General features: G+C 44.9%; 15 protein-coding genes. 13 read left to right on the top strand and 2 right to left on the bottom strand.

Translation table 11 applies throughout. The features are described from left to right. Positions 1-384: 384 nt before the first annotated feature. Positions 385-1692 (bottom strand): carboxylesterase/lipase family protein, encoded by a 1308-nt coding sequence (locus MSA64_RS03130; protein ID WP_287890498.1) that lies wholly within the window; start codon positions 1690-1692, stop codon positions 385-387. 497 nt (positions 1693-2189) lie between these two features. Here MSA64_RS03130 and MSA64_RS03125 point away from each other — a divergent pair, with 497 nt between their 5' ends. The 6 genes from MSA64_RS03125 (at position 2190) to MSA64_RS03100 (ending at position 8470) form a co-directional block, all read left to right on the top strand. Then, positions 2190-3560: an ABC transporter substrate-binding protein gene (locus tag MSA64_RS03125; protein ID WP_277664122.1), complete on the top strand. Its 1371-nt coding sequence runs from the start codon at positions 2190-2192 to the stop codon at positions 3558-3560. A gap of 106 nt (positions 3561-3666) precedes the next feature. After that, positions 3667-4554: a carbohydrate ABC transporter permease gene (locus tag MSA64_RS03120; protein WP_154432664.1), complete on the top strand. Its 888-nt coding sequence runs from the start codon at positions 3667-3669 to the stop codon at positions 4552-4554. Next, positions 4554-5408: a carbohydrate ABC transporter permease gene (locus tag MSA64_RS03115; RefSeq protein WP_117525691.1), complete on the top strand. Its 855-nt coding sequence runs from the start codon at positions 4554-4556 to the stop codon at positions 5406-5408. The genes MSA64_RS03120 and MSA64_RS03115 overlap by 1 nt, the downstream gene beginning before the upstream one ends. Before the next feature lie 319 nt (positions 5409-5727). Then, on the top strand, positions 5728-6756 hold the full coding sequence (locus MSA64_RS03110) for a LacI family DNA-binding transcriptional regulator (RefSeq protein ID WP_287890496.1): 1029 nt from the start codon (positions 5728-5730) through the stop codon (positions 6754-6756). Between the two features lie 20 nt (positions 6757-6776). Further along, positions 6777-7559 carry an alpha/beta hydrolase gene (locus tag MSA64_RS03105; RefSeq protein WP_154432666.1) on the top strand — a complete coding sequence of 261 codons (783 nt, stop codon included), beginning with the start codon at positions 6777-6779 and terminating at the stop codon, positions 7557-7559. 32 nt (positions 7560-7591) lie between these two features. Further along, positions 7592-8470 (top strand): serine hydrolase domain-containing protein, encoded by an 879-nt coding sequence (locus MSA64_RS03100; protein ID WP_270377621.1) that lies wholly within the window; start codon positions 7592-7594, stop codon positions 8468-8470. Positions 8471-8636: 166 nt separating this feature from the next. On the opposite strand, the gene MSA64_RS03095 is transcribed toward MSA64_RS03100, so the two are convergent. Then, positions 8637-9764 carry an ROK family protein gene (locus tag MSA64_RS03095; protein ID WP_287890495.1) on the bottom strand — a complete coding sequence of 376 codons (1128 nt, stop codon included), beginning with the start codon at positions 9762-9764 and terminating at the stop codon, positions 8637-8639. A 307-nt stretch (positions 9765-10071) separates the two neighbouring features. On the opposite strand from MSA64_RS03095, the gene MSA64_RS03090 reads away from it, so the two are divergent. The 7 genes from MSA64_RS03090 (at position 10072) to MSA64_RS03060 (ending at position 16493) form a co-directional block, all read left to right on the top strand. Continuing rightward, positions 10072-11472 (top strand): sodium-dependent transporter, encoded by a 1401-nt coding sequence (locus tag MSA64_RS03090; protein ID WP_277664096.1) that lies wholly within the window; start codon positions 10072-10074, stop codon positions 11470-11472. Positions 11473-11748: 276 nt separating this feature from the next. Beyond that, positions 11749-12249 (top strand): nitroreductase family protein, encoded by a 501-nt coding sequence (locus MSA64_RS03085; protein ID WP_106492834.1) that lies wholly within the window; start codon positions 11749-11751, stop codon positions 12247-12249. An 83-nt stretch (positions 12250-12332) separates the two neighbouring features. Further along, positions 12333-13265, top strand: coding sequence for a GTP-binding protein (locus MSA64_RS03080; RefSeq protein ID WP_287890492.1), 933 nt, complete (start codon positions 12333-12335; stop codon positions 13263-13265). Positions 13266-13440: 175 nt separating this feature from the next. Then, entirely contained in the window at positions 13441-13881 is a 441-nt protein-coding gene (locus MSA64_RS03075) for a GNAT family N-acetyltransferase (RefSeq protein WP_154432671.1), read from the top strand. 279 nt (positions 13882-14160) lie between these two features. Further along, entirely contained in the window at positions 14161-15345 is a 1185-nt protein-coding gene (locus MSA64_RS03070) for an MFS transporter (protein ID WP_287890491.1), read from the top strand. Between the two features lie 85 nt (positions 15346-15430). Further along, positions 15431-15928: a DNA-deoxyinosine glycosylase gene (locus MSA64_RS03065; RefSeq protein ID WP_287890490.1), complete on the top strand. Its 498-nt coding sequence runs from the start codon at positions 15431-15433 to the stop codon at positions 15926-15928. Positions 15929-16058: 130 nt separating this feature from the next. Then, positions 16059-16493, top strand: coding sequence for a hypothetical protein (locus tag MSA64_RS03060; RefSeq protein ID WP_117525696.1), 435 nt, complete (start codon positions 16059-16061; stop codon positions 16491-16493). Positions 16494-16672 lie beyond the last annotated feature (179 nt).

Genomic DNA, 16672 nt, shown 5'->3' with positions numbered 1-16672 from the left:
CAAGGTTCCGTGCAAGCACGGACTTTGACTCGTTGCTCGCGTAAATCACCTTCGGTGATGGCATTTTGGCTTGTATGTCTCGGGATTTTGACATATTCATGTCAAAACACCTCGCGGGACAGTGGCTACTGAATAGTTACGTATGGCTGTTCTATATACCTGTAACGCTCAAAAACATTTGTAATATGCAAGTTTTACTTTGGAGAATGGCTACTTCCTTATGTTTTTGATCCTGATATTTCGTATAAAAGAAAAAATATATATTGAAAAATAAAAATGGAACCTGACAATTCAAAAAATGAATGCCTGGTTCCATTTTTTTGCATTGCATGAGATCTTGACGACTGCCGCGCCAACGAGTCAAATTCGCGAAGCGTTCAACGATTAAGCAAAGGTTTTAATAAAGCCTCCATCCTCTGTCCAGGCCTTCCATTCTTCCTTCACATCTTCATTCGGATCTCCCTGCTTCATAAAGCTCGTCCAGCAGGTCACCATTTCCTCAGCCAGTGCATGATCCTCATCGGTCATTGGGCGCCAGCAACGGTTCAGAGTTCCGAAAGTGTACCACAGTTCCGAAGAGTGGAAAGCACCGTCATCACTACCCGGCAGATCATGGCAGAATTCATAGAGATATACCGGAAGATTCTGCTTCCGGCAGGCATTTGCAAAAGAAACGGCAGCAGTGAAGAAACCACCCTCTCTGTGGGAAGCACCCTCCGGAATAAACAGATCATCCTTGGTAACACCCATCAGATAGGGGATATGGGCCATGCCCCCTTCTTTTGTCAGAACATCCGGAGTATCCGGAAGTACATGACCGTCGACGACCGGACGAAACGGAAGGGATGGGTACAGAGCCATCAGTTCATCGGATTTGTCCAGAAGGTCTTCTGCGGGGAGTCTGCGTAACTCTTCGATAGAAGAAACACCGCACAGTTCATAGAACTTATCCGTTACCGCCTGCGCCTGTGCTTTGGTAAATACCATTGGAGACGGAAAACAGGCAATGCTTCCGCTCTGAAGGATAGCCTGATGGATCATCGGTGTGGCCAGCGGAGAAAATGTGAGTACATGTGAACTCATGGCTCCGGCGGACTGGCCCATGATTGTGATGTTATCCGGATTCCCACCGAAGGCAGCGATATTTTCAGAGATCCACTCCAGTGCGGCAATCTGGTCGAGCAGTCCCTGGTTGCCGCTGAAACCAAGTTCCTCTTCCTGTTTCTGATCATAAAGGAAACCAAACACGTTGACGCGGTAAGAAATAGTCGCCAGGATCACACCTTTTTTTGCATAAGCTTCCCCATCAAACTCCAGTTCTGTGGAAAACCCATGTTCAAAGCCACCCCCGTGAATCCATACTGCTACCGGAAGTTTTTCAGAAGCAGTATGTGCCGGCGTCCAGATGTTCAGATACAGACAGTCTTCAGAAATCGGAAAATGAAAGTCCGGGTTATCATAGAATTCTTTCTGATATAAACCGTCCGGGTCGGTGAAATGCTGCATGGGGATGGAACGGAAAGTAAACGCATCATAAGCTTCTTTGAAGCTTTCCGGTTTTTGAGGTGGTGCAAAACGAAGAGCACCTGTGGGAACCTTTGCAAATGGAATGCCCCGAAAAACAGAATATCCATCTTTCTGAATACCGTTAATAGTTCCATAATTACTTGATACAGTTGTTAAAGTTGCCATTGGATAACCTCCTTGTTATCTCCGTTACGTTATTTTATAAAATGAAATGATTCAATATATAAATTAATCATAGGATAAATCGGCAAAAAGTACCAGTAGTAAAAATACACAAAGATAGAAATTGAGAATTGGGAAAAAAGCTGTATAAACAGGGGGCAATTGAATAGTGAAATAATTTAGCCAGCAGAGGAATGAAAATTTGAACACATATTGATACCTGGAGATATGCGAAAAAATCAAATTGAAACCCATAGATTTTATTGATTAATTCATATAAAATGAAACGGTTCAAAGATAAAGAAGATAAAAACTAAATGGGAAAATGGAAGGAAAGGTAAAAATGCACAAAAAGTAACCGGTAACTTTGATTAAAAATCACAATTGCTTTGTGCAAGATGTTGTAGTATAGTAAGTACAACGAAAGGAACTACGAAGAAACGAAAATGAACCGTTTCAAAGTAGCAAAGTGCATAAACTATTTTAGGAGGATATCTGATATGAAAAGAAAAGTAGTTGCAGCAATATTAACAATGGCAATGGCAGGAAGCCTGCTGGCAGGATGCGGAAGCTCTTCTTCCGATGACTCTTCTTCCAAGAGCGAAACCACAACAACAGATGAAAGCGGAAGCAGTGATTCCACAGCCAGCGCGCGTGAAGATTTCAGCGGTGTATCTATCACCATGCTGAACACAAAGAGTGAGATCGAATCTCAGCTGGAAGCTGCCGCTGAACAGTGGGGTGAACTGACAGGAGCAAAACTGGAAGTTTACACTATCGGTAGTGGTACACCTTCTCAGGAAGTATCTGCAAGATACGCAGCAAAGAATGCACCGACACTGATCATGTGTGATCCGCAGGACGTTGCTTCTATCTGCGAAGAAAAAGGCGTAGATCTGAGTGATGAATCCTGGGCAGCAAATGGTGGTACACAGTATGGTATCACAGGTAATGACGGAAAACTGTACAGCTTCCCATTCTGTATCGAAGGCAGAGGTATGATCTACAACAAAACAGCAATCGAAGATACTCTGGGAGAAGACTGGGATCCGACTTCTGTAACAAACATGGATGACTTCGAAGCACTGCTGAAAAAACTGGTAGACAACGGTATGGAAAGCCCGGTGGCTCTGAACCAGGAAGACTGGAGCAATGCAGGACATTACTTCACACAGGTATATGAAGAGCAGGACGGAACACTGACCGGTACAGAAAAGATTATGGAAGATCTGAGAAACGGAAGCGTAGATCTGATGTCCAACGAAAGATTTACTTCTCTGATGGATACCTACGATCTGCTGATGGAATATAACATCAATAAAGCAGATCCGCTGGCTGCTGATTACGATGAAAACGCTGCAGATCTGGCAGAAGGTGATGTGGCATTCTGGTTCAACGGAAACTGGGCATGGGCAGAGATTTCTGATTACATTGAAGACGATACTGAAATCGGAATCATGCCGGTACCGCAGAACGGAACAGAAGGAAATGCTAACGTAAATGATTACATCTGTGGTGGTGCTACCAAACAGGTTATGATTGATAAAGAATGTAACGATGAAAAACAGCAGGCAGCAGCAAAAGATTTCCTTGACTGGCTGGCAAACACAGCTGAAGGAAACAAAGTACTGGTTGATGATTGCTCTTTAGTACCTGCATTCTCCAACATCACAGAAGAAGCTACAAATATGCTGGGACAGAGTATCCAGAGATACACAGTAGAAGGAAAACTGTTTGATCAGCCTTCTAATTATCCTGGAGATCACTGGTCAGAAGTTGGTGCGATCATGCAGAAATATCTGGACAAACAGATCGACCGTGCCGAATTCGCAAAAGAAGTTCAGGATTACTGGACAAACCTTTCCGAATAATCAAAAAGGCAGATACATAATTGGTTGCTAGTTAAGAAGTTGCCGGGCAGAGTAATGAACACTGACCCGGCAACTGCTACTAAAAGAGGGAAAGAAAGGCAACGAGATGAATAGTAAAAAAGAAAGCTTATGGAGCAAAGTTTCCACGTTCCTGGTATTTGCAGGTCCTGCAACCTTCGCATTCCTGGCCGTGGTAATCGTACCATTCTTATATGGTGTATATCTGACATTTACAAGCTGGGACGGCGTATCCAGCAACAAACCTTTTGTAGGACTGAAAAACTATGCGGCAGTAGTTGCAGACAGTAGCTTCTGGCAGTCCCTGGGACTGACACTGCTGTATGTGGTAGTTTCCGTAATACTGGTAAACGTGATCGGATTTTTACTGGCACTGCTGGTAACCGGAAAAATCAAAGGAAAGAATTTCTTCCGTGCCGGATTCTTTACCCCGAACCTGATCGGTGGTATCATCCTTGGTTATATCTGGCAGTTCGTATTTAACAAAGTTATTGTTTACTTTGGTGATGCACTGAACGTTACAGTTCTGCAGAAATCCATGCTGTCAGGAAGTGCCTCTGCATTCGCAGCACTGGTACTGGTAACAATATGGCAGTTCTCCGGTTACATGATGTTAATTTATATCGCAGGTCTGACCGGTGTATCCGAAGACCTGAAAGAAGCAGCCAAGATCGATGGCTGTAACGAATCTCAGACAACAAGATATATCGTACTTCCGCTGATGAGAGCATCTTTCACGATCTGTATGTTCCTGACCATCACCAGATGTTTCATGATCTACGATGTGAACCTGTCCCTGACAGAAGGTGGTCCTTACGGATCTACTGTTATGGCTGCCATGTATGTATATCAGAAAGCCTTTTCTGCAAAACAGTATGGTGTCGGACAGACAGAAGCAATCATCCTGTTTATCTTTACAGCGATTATTGCAGTATCTCAGACAATCATCAACAAACGGAAGGAGGTTGAAGCATAATGGAAGGACAGGAAAAGACAGTAAGAGGCATCAAAACGTTCCTGAAAACACTGGTAACTGTAGTGCTGTTTATCATCTATATGTTCCCGTTCTACATGATCGTGCTGAATGCCTTCAAACACAAACGTGATATTATCAAAATGCCACTGAGCTGGGGTGGTAAAAAAGGTTTTACAACAGATAACTTTGTAGATGCTTTCCAGCAGATGAACTTCATGAACATCCTGAAGAACTCCCTGATCATTACCTGTGTGAGTGTGTTCCTGATCATTCTGTTCTCCTCCATGGCAGCTTACATCTTCGTAAGAAAAGCATGGAAGATCAATCAGATCATCTTCATGGTAATGCTGTTTTCCATGGTAATCCCGTTCCAGGTAGTTATGATCCCGCTGATCTCTATCTACGGTGGAACATTTGGAATCCTGAACCACAGAGCAACATTGATATTCATGCATCTGGGCTTCTCGGTATCTATGGCGGTATTCATGTTCCATGGATTTATCAAAGGCGGTGTACCGATCTCACTGGAAGAGGCAGCACAGATTGACGGAGCAGGAAGATTGAGAACATTCTTTCAGATTGTGTTCCCTCTGTTAAAACCGACCACAGCAACACTGGTTATCCTGTATGCCCTGTCTCTGTGGAACGATTACCTGCTGCCGAGCCTGATCCTGACAGATAAATCTCTGTACACGATCCCGATCGCAACCAAGCTGTTCCAGGGAACATACAGCAATGATATGGATCTTCTGATGGCGGCACTGGTTATGGCAATCATCCCGGTAATCATCCTGTATATCGCATTACAGAAATATATTATCGCTGGTGTAGTTGCCGGTGCAGTAAAATCATAATAAAGCGGTACTGAAAGGTGAGTGTATCTGAATCTGATAAAGAAAAGATACACTCACCTTTTCTTATATGAACGGAAAGATGTTGGGGTCAAAAGGTATTTTACCCCCTTTGATACCGGATTGATCCGTACTTCGTACTCTCACGATCCTGGTATCATAGAAAATAAAGTGCACAACAATACATAGACAATACGAGAAAATAATTCTATAATAAAAATAAATATAGCCTTTTCAGGTTCCGATGAAGGACGCGTCATGTCAGAAACTTGCAGTGTCGAACTTGAGTATCTGATAGGATGGTGTGGAGGAGGAAAATCAAATGGTAACAATCAAAGACGTTGCACGGGATGCCGGTGTATCGGTGGGAACTGTGTCGAACGTACTGAATGGAGGACGTGTCAGTGAAGCGAGGAGAAAGCTGGTAGAAGCGTCCATAGAAAAACTGGGGTATCAGGTGAATACTCTGGCAAAGGGAATGCGGATGCAGAAGACCGATTATGTGGTTGTCATTCTGCCGAATCTGATCAATCCGTATTTTGCACTGTTGCTGGATGCCCTGGAAAGCGAATTGTCAGCAGTCGGAAAACAGGTACTGCTATGCCTGTCCGGTGATAATGCCGAACGGGAAGTGGCATTTATGGATATGGCAAAACAAAATAAAGTTGACGGAATCATTGGTGTGACTTACAGTAAGGTAGAAGAGGAACGGATCGAAAACATGGCTTTTGTTTCCATCGACCGTCATTACAAATCACACATCCCATGTGTGGCAGGAGATAACTGGCAGCGCGGCTGGCTTGCAGCAGAAAATCTGCATAAAAGAGGATCCACCAACCTGTTGTGCTTTATGACAATGTCATCCGTAGACAGTGAAGTACGAAAAAGAAGAGTCGGTTTTACTGAATATTGTATGGAACATGATCTTTCCTGTAATAGTGTGGAAATGTCAGAAAAACAGATTGTTTCGGTCTATGAATCCTACGGATCCAGAAAACTGATCCACAATATGCTGCGGGCTTATATTTCCCCTTCCATGGGAGAACATTCCATCGATGGAATCTTTACCAGTTCGGATCACCTCGCAACGATTGTACGGGAAGAACTCGAAGAGATGGGAAAACGGGTTCCGGAAGATATCCAGATTATCGGATACGATGGTCTGCAGTTCTTAAATCAGGGGAAACCAATCGTATCGAGCATCGCGCAGCCGTTGCACGAGATTGCAAAACAGGCGGTGAAGAGTCTCACAGATATGATTGAAAACGGAAAAGCAGAGGATGTCACGAACATTCCGGTAACGTTTCATGAAGGATCGACGACAAAACCACTGGAAACAATAAGTGAATAACAATAAAGGAGGAATGTACCATGCCACAGATGCATTGCAATTTTTTTTCTTACGCTCTGGGTCACGGAGCAGATCTTACAATCACGCTGCCGGGAGTAAGTCCCTGTGATATGGATGATCCGGTGTTACTGACGCATCAGATGCCGGAAAAATTCCCGGTATTATACCTGTTACACGGTCATGGAAATGATTATCTTTCCTGGGAACGTTTTACATGCGTCAGCCGTTATGCGGAAGAGTACCGGATCGCGGTAGTTTCTGCATCCGTGGGAAATTCTCTGTATATGGATACGATCTACGGAGAAAAATTTTACGATTTTATTGGAAAAGAACTTCCTGAATTCGTAAAAGCATACTTCCCGATTTCAGATCGTCCGGAGGATACCTATATTGCAGGAGCTTCCATGGGCGGATATGGTGCGCTGATCCATGCGATGACAGACACAGAACAATATCGCGCGGTTGGTGCATTTTCACCGGCTACGGTCTGGTCGAAAGAGATGGAAGAAAAAGTCGGACATCAATATCCGGATGCGATGGATCTCTATCAGACGATCAAAGACGATCTGGATGCAGGCAAAAAGCTGCCGGATATTTTCTTCTGTGTGGGAAATGATGATTTCCTGATTGAATCGGTGGACCAGTTCGAGGAATATCTGAATTCTTTGAAAATTGAGCACCGTTTTGACCGTGTGGACGGTTATGAACACGAATGGAGATTCTGGGAACTGGAACTTCCAAAGTTCCTGGACTGGCTGCCGAGAACAGACAGCTATGCGAAGATGGGAAAACATAAAATGTAAATTATATATGCGAGTGCAAAAGGGGATTTTTTATGAATTTTGATGCATTTGAGAAAAAAGTCAAAGATCTGGGTGTGCTGGGGATCGTTGTGACGAAGGACGGCAAAGAAATCGGAAAGAAACTGTGGGATGAACAGTGCAGAAGAAATGTATATTCTGCCAGCAAAAGTTTCACTTCCACAGCTGTGGGAATTGCAGTAAAAGAAGGTCTGCTATCCCTGGATGAAAAACTGGTGGACTGTTTTGACGAAGATCTTCCGGAAAATGTCAGTGAGAACCTTGCAAAGGCTACGGTAAAAGACCTTCTGACCATGTGCCTCGGACAGGAAAAAGCGGAACTGATGGGTGCACAGCGCCCGGTTTATGAGGAAGAGGACTGGGTGAAGATGAGTCTTGCCCTCCCGTTTGTCTACGAGCCGGGAACAAAGTTTGTATACAATAACGTAGGTCCGTATCTTGCAGGTGTTCTGGTAGAACGGAGAGCCGGATGTGATCTGGTATCCTACCTGTATCCGCGACTGTTCAAACCGCTGGGCATCGCCCGTCCGACCTGGGAACTGGATCCCTATGGTCATGTCTTCGGTGCCGGCGGACTTTACCTGACAATGGATGAACTCCACAAACTGGGACTTCTCTATCTGCAGAACGGAAACTGGAACGGAAAACAACTGGTACCGGAAAGCTGGGTAAAAGCAGCTACCAGCAAACAGGTTGAAAATGATGCAGACAGCTTCGGTTACGGTTATCTGTTCTGGGGCGGCAGAGAAAACACCTTCCGTGCCGACGGAAAATACTGCCAGTGGTCCATCATCAGTCGCGAGAAAAACGCAGTCATCACCGTTGTCGCAGAATGCCGCAGAAGCCCGGAACTGATGGATGCGGTGTTTACAGAGGTATTCCCGCAGGTATAAACGGATAATGAAACATATAATGATATCATATAATACAAAAGAAGCAGAAATCTATTTTCGGATTTCTGCTTCTTTTGCATGTGGGTCAGCGAAAACCTGAAATGCCTATCTGGCATTCTAAAATTATAAAACCGGCAATGATACATTTACTTTGCGGATTCACAGGTCATACTGTTCGCAAAAAACCTTCCATCACATCCATCGCCGCCCCATAAGCCGCCGCTCCGGTCTGGTAGGTACACAGTTTTACAAAGCTGCCATCGTCTTCGAAAGTATTGCGTTCAGCAACCAAGTGGCGGATCGTATCGAGCCAGGGGGTGAGAAAGCTTCCTACATAACCGCCGAGGACGATATCGTAGTCGAGGAGCATATGCAGGTTGTTGATGACGACAGCCAGATGTTTCAGATAGGTGTCCCAGACAGAACGATAGTCCGGGTTGTTCTGCTGCAGTCCGAGAAAGAAATCTTCCAGCCGTCCGCCGGACAGATCCGAGAGGAGTCTGGCGGAACAGTAGGCATCGACGCAGCCGGTTTTTCCGCAGTAACACGGTTTTCCATCGGGAATCAGAGTCATGTGACCGGCTTCTCCACAGCGGAAAGCATCACCTGGAAGCAGATTTCCATCGTGAAAGATGGCACCGCCCACGGTGTTACTCAGAGAAAGATAAAAGAAGGGGGAAGGCAGATCCGAACCGATGCCTTCCGCAAAAGCCCCTGCATTTGCATCATTTAAAAAGGTACAGTGCCATGAGAAAGACGATTGTATTTCCCCAAAAGGCAGATCCCGCACACCGAGGGCATGGGAATAAGTGATCATTTTCTGCACCGGATCGACGATTCCTGGAAGAGAGATGCCAAGACCGAGGATCTGTTCTCCGGAAATCTCCGTTTCCAGGAGAAAATCATCAATTTTCTGACAGACTTCGGAGAAATAGGCAGAACTTCTGGAAAAACCAAGCTGCATTCTTTCATATTTTATAATGTCGCCGGTCAGATTCAAAAGAAGGATGCCAAGATGATTTCGGGTGATATCCAGTCCGATGGAAAACCGATAATCCGAAGCGGCACACAGCGCTCTGGCTCTGCGGCCACCGGTGGACTGCATCTCTCCGAGATCCCGCAGAAGCCCCGATTCGAGAAGTTCTCTGGTGGTGTTGGTCACGGTTGGGAGACTCAGGTGCAGGTCGGAGACAATATCCGGATTGGATACCGTTCCATGGGTACAAATATAACGGAAAATCTGATTCCGGTTTTTCTTTTTCACTTCTTTATTTGTCAGTCGTTGATGCTCCATAGTCCCCTCCATTTATTCTTATATATTCTGAAAAATAGTAAGTTTCATTCGTATCAGATTAAATTATAACATGATTTTGCGAGAAATGTTAAAAATATCTGCTTATGCGATTAGTATAAATTCTGTGCATCGCAAAGCGTGTTACTGGGAACGGAGTGAACGGTAACCATTTTCATGCCGGAACACCTCACGGGATCCTATCTGCTGAAGGATTATAAAAAACCAAAAAAATCAGGAAAATGCTAGACAAGATTCTGAAATCAGGGTACAGTAGTAAGGTACAAAAATTATAGAAAGTGAGTAACGTATGGAGAAAGGAAACAAACGAGGAAATTTTACCGGATCTATTGGATTCGTACTTGCAGCAGCAGGAAGTGCTGTCGGACTGGGAAATATCTGGAGATTTCCGTATCTGGCAGCGAAGGATGGAGGAGGAACTTTCATTCTGGTTTACATTATTCTGGCACTGACCTTTGGTTTTACGCTGTTGACCACAGATGTAGCCATCGGAAGAAAAACCGGACAGAGTCCGTTGAATGCGTACCGGATGATTCACCCCAAATGGGGCGGTCTTGGCATTCTGGCGTGTATCATTCCGGTTGTGATTCTGCCCTATTACTGTTCCATCGGTGGATGGGTACTGAAATATCTGGGAACCTTTATCACCGGACATGGGGTGGAAGCCGCACAGGACGGTTATTTTACCGGCTATATCACAAGCGTGTGGCAGCCGATCATCTGGCTGTTTATCTACCTGTTCCTGACCGCATTTGTTGTTTACAGGGGAGTAAACAAAGGAATTGAAAATTACAGCAGGATCCTGATGCCGATTCTTCTGGTAATGATCGTTGGTATATCCATCTTTTCGATGACGTTGTCTCACAGCGATGCGGACGGTGTGACAAGAAGCGGTCTGCAGGGGCTGAAAGTTTATCTGGTACCAAATTTCAGTGGTATGACACTGAAAGACTTTGTGATCGTATTTGTCGATGCACTGGGACAGCTGTTCTTCTCGATCAGTGTGGCGATGGGTATTATGGTAACTTATGGATCTTACGTAAAGAAAGAGACCAATCTGATGCGGTCTATTAATCAGATTGAATGGTTTGATACCGCGGTGGCTCTGCTGGCCGGTCTGATGATCGTTCCGGCCGTGTATACGTTCATGGGAACGGAGGGAATGTCCGCCGGTCCGGGACTGATGTTTGTATCACTGCCGAAGATTTTTGAGGCGATGGGAGTAGCCGGTCCGGTCATCGGAACGATTTTCTTCCTGATGGTATCTTTTGCAGCGGTAACATCTTCCGTATCTGTCATGGAATCGATTGTATCTAACATTATTGACCGGTTCCATGTGAGCAGAAAGAAAGGAACGGTTCTGGTAACAATCTATGCATGTATTGTCGGAGTGATCGTGTGTCTGGGATACAATGTCCTGTACTTTGAACTGAAACTTCCGAATGGTGCGGTTGCACAGATTCTGGATCTGATGGATTACCTGAGCAACAACCTGCTGATGCCGACTGTTGCACTGCTCAGCTGTATCCTGATCGGCTGGGTGGTAAAACCACAGACCATTATCGATGAAGTAACGATTGGCGGCTATAAGTTCGGAAGAAAGAAACTGTATATTGTTATGGTAAAATTCATCGCGCCGGTTCTGCTGGCAGCACTGCTTCTGCAGTCACTGGGTGTGTTCAGCCTGTAGGGAATACTTGAAAAGGATTGGGCGAGTACGAAGTACAGAACAATTCAGTATCAAAAACATAAAAAGTTCGAATTCATAAGTTGTTGTACAACAGATGGATTCGAATTTTTTATGTTTAAGAATGACAGAAGACCTGGAATGGATTTTACCCGTAACTGTGGGTGTACTGAACAGTAATCGGAAATAATGTCAGAAGCAGCTGTATGAAGAAATAGATTGGAAGTTTTGTGAAAAAATGATAAGATAGCAGATATAAAAATGTAAGGAGGCAAAACAATGGCAGATTTATTTCACAGAGTCAGTATTCGAAAGTATCAGGAGAAAAAGGTAGAACCGGAAAAACTGGATTATATTCTGAGGGCGTCCATGGCAGCACCATCTGCCTGTAACCAGCAGCCGTGGGAATTCTACATCGTGGAAGATCCGGAGATTTTAGAAGAACTTTCTGAGACAACACCATACGCAAAACTCACTGCGAAAGCACCGGTGGCGATCGTTACCGCTTACCGGAAAGAATGTACCGTACCGGCGTACGCACAGATTGACCTGAGTATCTGTATGGAAAATATGTGGCTTGCCACCGATGAAGTGGGACTTGGCGGTGTCTGGATGGGAATCGCGCCGTTAGAGGACAGGATGGAAAAAGTAGAAAAAATCATCGGTATTCCGGAAAGTCAGCGAGCCTTCGGTATCTTTGCGCTGGGATATCCGGCAGAAGAGAGAACCCAGCAGGATCGTTATGATGAAACCCGGATCCATCGTGTGACAAGAGGGTAAGGTGAGAACAGGAGTAATACCGAACATAATGTAGTCATGTAAAACTGACAGAATGATATGGAAACAACGTGAGGTGAGAAAATATGGTTACAATTGATCTTATCACCGGATTCTTAGGTTCGGGAAAAACGACATTTATCAAACACTATGCAAAATATCTGATGGATCAGGGAATGAACATCGGGATTCTGGAAAATGATTTTGGCTCGGTCAATGTGGATATGTTATTATTGCAGGAACTGATGGGGGATAAGTGCGAGTTGGAGATGATCGCTGGTGGATGCGACAGGGAAACACACCGGAGGAGATTTCGCACGAAGCTGATCGCGATGGGAATGTGCGGGTATGATCGGGTACTGGTGGAACCATCCGGTGTATACGATGTGGATGAATTCTTTGATGTGCTGCGGGATGAACCACTGGATCGGTGGTATCAGATTGGAAATGTCATTACCGTAGTCAACGCAAAGCTGGAGTCGGAACTTTCGGACATGTCTGAGTATCTGCTGGCTTCGGAGGCGGCACATGCGGGTGCGGTTGTGTTGAGCCGAGCAGAAGAGGCAACGAAGGAAGAGATCAAGGCAACGATCACACATCTGAACAGAGCATTGGAAAAGGTACGCTGCGGTCGCAGACTGGATCAGGAAATTATCCGAAAAGGCAGTCTGGCGCTCACAGATGAGGATTTTGCAAAGCTTCAGCAGTGCGGTTATGTGCAGGAAAATTATCAGAAAATGGATTTTACAGAAGAAAACAGTTTTGACACGGTGTATGTGATGGAACGTCAGATGCCGGTGGAGAAAATTCTTGCTGGAATGAAAAAAATCTTTGTAGATCCGTCCTGTGGGGCAGTCTTCCGGATCAAAGGATTTATGCAGGAGGAAAATGGCAGCTGGATCGAGGTCAATGCAACTCGCCATGAACTGAAAAAACAGCCGATCAAAGAAGGACAGGAGATCCTGATCGTGATCGGGGAAGGGTTGCAGGAGGCTGCAATCAGAAAGTATCTCAGCTAAAGGATGAATGAATGTAACTATTCAGCAGGTAGCGTAACCGTGAGGGGAATGAATAGTTACGAATGAATAACAAAAGAAGCAGTCCGGAAGTATAATGAGGGAATATGTGTAAGAAAAGTGTCAGAGGATCCGCAGAAATATCAGGTTTACAGGTAAAGAAGAAGGAGTGGAGGATATGACACAGAAAGAACATATCAGAAAAGCAACAGAGAGAGACTTCCCGGTAGTTTATGAATTCGTGAAAGCGTTGTGGACGTATAATACATATGAGGAAGCAACCGTCAGGCAGGTATATCAAAAAGTACTGGATGATGAGAATAGTTTCGCATGGTTATATGAAGAAAACGGGGTCTGCAGGGGATTTTGTCATGGGGATTATTTTCAGACCTTCTGGATGTCCGGACTGACCTGCTATGTATCCACTCTGATCACCAGAGAAGAAGACAGGGGAAAAGGATATGGGAAAAAATTATTGGATTTTGTAAGCAAAGAGGCACGGGAGAGAGGGTGTAAAGCGATTACTTTGGATTCCGGTCTTCCCAGAACGGCGGCCCATGGATTCTATGAACATTATGGATTCGAAAAATCCTGCTATGGTTTTGAAATGTTTTTATAACCGTAACTGGTAAAAAGTGTGATATAGGTAACTATTCAGTAGCCACTGTCCCGCGAGGTGTTTTGACATGAATATGTCAAAATCCCGAGACATACAAGCCAAAATGCCATCACCGAAGGTGATTTTTTATGAATTTTGGCTCGTAACTGTGAAGGTACTGAACAGTTACTGATATGGTATAAAAAGAAGTGAAATAAATGCAATTACAAACGACACAGGCTGATATATAATATAAATAGGATAAGCTCCGGAAAACGGGGCGCACATGGGAGGAAAGTGATGAAAGATAAGTATCAGAAAACCATATATGCCTGTTTTATCGGCTATGTGGTGCAGGCGGTGGTCAATAACTTTGTACCGTTGCTATTTTTAACCTTTGAAAAAACGTATGGGATTCCGTTGAGTAAAATTACCATGCTGATCACACTCAACTTTGGTGTTCAGCTGATCGTGGATCTGCTATCTGCCGGATTTGTCGATAAGATCGGCTACAGGGTATCAATCGTGATCGCACATGCGGCATCCGCGCTGGGACTGATCGGACTGGTCGTACTGCCAAACCTTTTACCGGATGCGTATACAGGAATTCTATTGTCTGTTATGATCTATGCGATCGGCGGCGGTCTGATTGAAGTACTGATCAGTCCGATCATGGAGAGCTGTCCGACAGACAACAAAGAAAAAGCGATGAGTCTGTTACATTCATTTTACTGCTGGGGACATGTGGCAGTTGTACTGATCTCCACCTGCTTTTTTAAAATTTTCGGGATTGAAAACTGGAAGATCCTTGCGTGTGTCTGGGCGATCATCCCGATTGTGAACGGAATGATTTTTACAAAAGCACCGATTGCTCCTCTGGTAGAAGAAGGAGAAACGGGAATGACAATTCTTGACCTGTGCAGGGAGAAAATGTTCTGGATCCTGTTATTGATGATGGTTTGCGCCGGAGCCAGCGAGCAGGCGGTTAGCCAGTGGGCGTCCACTTTCGCGGAAAAAGGTCTGGGAGTAAGCAAATCGATCGGCGATCTGGCAGGACCGATGGCTTTCGCCATCCTGATGGGAAGTGCCAGAGCGTTTTATGGAAAATTCGGTGATAAAATCGATCTTGACAAGTTCATGGTGGGCAGCGGGCTGCTTTGTATAGGCTCTTATCTGCTGATTTCCCTGTCTCCGCTTCCACAGCTGTCCCTGCTGGGATGTGCAATCTGCGGTCTGTCCGTAGGAATTATGTGGCCGGGAAGCTTCAGCAAGGCATCTGCTGTCATGCGAAACGGTGGAACCGCTATGTTTGCATTGTTAGCCCTCGGCGGTGACCTGGGCTGCTCCGGCGGTCCGACACTGGTCGGCTATGTATCCAGCATGTTTTCCGAAGATCTGAAAAAAGGAATCCTTGCAGCGATTGTTTTTCCGGTGTTACTGATTGCAGGAACAGTATTGTCCGGGAAGAAACGGGCAGTGAAATAAAAAATAATGAGAAAATAAGGGAAGATTCGCCTTGCTTGGTGGAGATTCCCTTACTTTGAGGCGGGTTAAAAAAAGGAGTAGATATATGAAAGAATATCAAAACATCAGCCACGGCTTTGGGCCGGTGTATAACAGAGAATCACGGATTCTGATTCTGGGAAGTTTCCCATCTGTGAAATCAAGGGAACAGGCATTTTTTTACGGGCATCCGCGGAATCGCTTCTGGAAAGTACTGGCGGCAGTGTTGAAAGAGGAGGAGCCACAGACGGTGGAAGAGAAAAAAGCGATGCTTCTCCGGCGGGGTGTTGCCGTATATGATGTGATCGAACAGTGCAGTATCATCGGGTCGAGCGACAGCAGTATCAAAGATGTGGTTCCGGCGGATCTTGGGAAAATCGTGGGAGAATCGCAGATCCGGAAGATTTACACCAACGGAAAAACTTCAGGAAAACTTTACAGGAAGTATCAGGATAAGGAACTGAACCTTCCGATGGAAGAACTGCCGTCCACAAGCCCTGCCAATGCAGCGTATTCTCTGGAAAAACTGACGGAAATCTGGAGCAGAGCAATCGTGGAAGTCTGAAAAATACATCAAAACATGTTACGTCAATCATGCATGAGGCTTTCAGAAAAACAAAAATATTCGCATAAAAGTCTTTTTCAAACGTCATACTATATCTGCATGTAACAAAAAAAGGAGGCAGTAAGAAATGATGGGACAGGAAGAGACAATCCGGCTGTTACAGGAGTGTGACGCCGGTGTACAGATGGGAATTGCTTCGATTCAGGAGGTACTTCCGTATGTAAAAGAAGAAAAATTCCGGCAGCTGTTACTTGGATGCAGGGATAAACATGAAAAACTGCAGGAGGAGATCCGGCAGAAACTGGAAGTTAACCGGGATGAGAGGAAAGAACCGAACCTGATGGCAAAAGGCATGTTCTGGATGAAGACGAAAGGAAAACTGGTGCTGGATGAGTCTGACGCAACGATCGCCGATCTGATGACGGATGGATGCAATATGGGAATCAAGTCGCTGCACCGCTGTCTGAACCAGTATGCAGAGGCTGACGAAAAGGCAAAGGATATTGCCAAACGGCTGATTAATATAGAAGAAAAACTTACGGTGGATATTCGTTCGTATCTGTAAAAGTAAGACGATGTTTCATAACTTCTGAACAGGGGATGAGACATCGTTTTTTTGTTTCCGGCCAATTTTCTTCCCGTAAATGAAAAAACATTCTACGGAGAGCCATACTGCGACGTTAAAAATTTAACAGAAAAGTCGAAATTGACATAAAGGTACACACAAGTATGTCAATAGAGAAA

It is taken from the genome of Oliverpabstia sp. (assembly GCF_022785585.1).
In the GTDB taxonomy this organism is placed as follows: Bacteria; Bacillota; Clostridia; order Lachnospirales; family Lachnospiraceae; genus Oliverpabstia; species Oliverpabstia intestinalis.
This window is presented reverse-complemented; position numbering and strand designations above follow the sequence as displayed.

Excerpts from the sequence above, each read along its gene's own strand:
- MSA64_RS03130 (WP_287890498.1), bottom strand. The coding sequence starts at position 1,692 with ATGGCAACTTTAACAACTGTATCAAGTAATTATGGAACTATTAACGGT.
- MSA64_RS03125 (WP_277664122.1), top strand. The coding sequence starts at position 2,190 with ATGAAAAGAAAAGTAGTTGCAGCAATATTAACAATGGCAATGGCAGGA.
- MSA64_RS03120 (WP_154432664.1), top strand. The coding sequence starts at position 3,667 with ATGAATAGTAAAAAAGAAAGCTTATGGAGCAAAGTTTCCACGTTCCTG.
- MSA64_RS03115 (WP_117525691.1), top strand. The coding sequence starts at position 4,554 with ATGGAAGGACAGGAAAAGACAGTAAGAGGCATCAAAACGTTCCTGAAA.
- MSA64_RS03110 (WP_287890496.1), top strand. The coding sequence starts at position 5,728 with ATGGTAACAATCAAAGACGTTGCACGGGATGCCGGTGTATCGGTGGGA.
- MSA64_RS03105 (WP_154432666.1), top strand. The coding sequence starts at position 6,777 with ATGCCACAGATGCATTGCAATTTTTTTTCTTACGCTCTGGGTCACGGA.
- MSA64_RS03100 (WP_270377621.1), top strand. The coding sequence starts at position 7,592 with ATGAATTTTGATGCATTTGAGAAAAAAGTCAAAGATCTGGGTGTGCTG.
- MSA64_RS03095 (WP_287890495.1), bottom strand. The coding sequence starts at position 9,764 with ATGGAGCATCAACGACTGACAAATAAAGAAGTGAAAAAGAAAAACCGG.
- MSA64_RS03090 (WP_277664096.1), top strand. The coding sequence starts at position 10,072 with ATGGAGAAAGGAAACAAACGAGGAAATTTTACCGGATCTATTGGATTC.
- MSA64_RS03085 (WP_106492834.1), top strand. The coding sequence starts at position 11,749 with ATGGCAGATTTATTTCACAGAGTCAGTATTCGAAAGTATCAGGAGAAA.
- MSA64_RS03080 (WP_287890492.1), top strand. The coding sequence starts at position 12,333 with ATGGTTACAATTGATCTTATCACCGGATTCTTAGGTTCGGGAAAAACG.
- MSA64_RS03075 (WP_154432671.1), top strand. The coding sequence starts at position 13,441 with ATGACACAGAAAGAACATATCAGAAAAGCAACAGAGAGAGACTTCCCG.
- MSA64_RS03070 (WP_287890491.1), top strand. The coding sequence starts at position 14,161 with ATGAAAGATAAGTATCAGAAAACCATATATGCCTGTTTTATCGGCTAT.
- MSA64_RS03065 (WP_287890490.1), top strand. The coding sequence starts at position 15,431 with ATGAAAGAATATCAAAACATCAGCCACGGCTTTGGGCCGGTGTATAAC.
- MSA64_RS03060 (WP_117525696.1), top strand. The coding sequence starts at position 16,059 with ATGGGACAGGAAGAGACAATCCGGCTGTTACAGGAGTGTGACGCCGGT.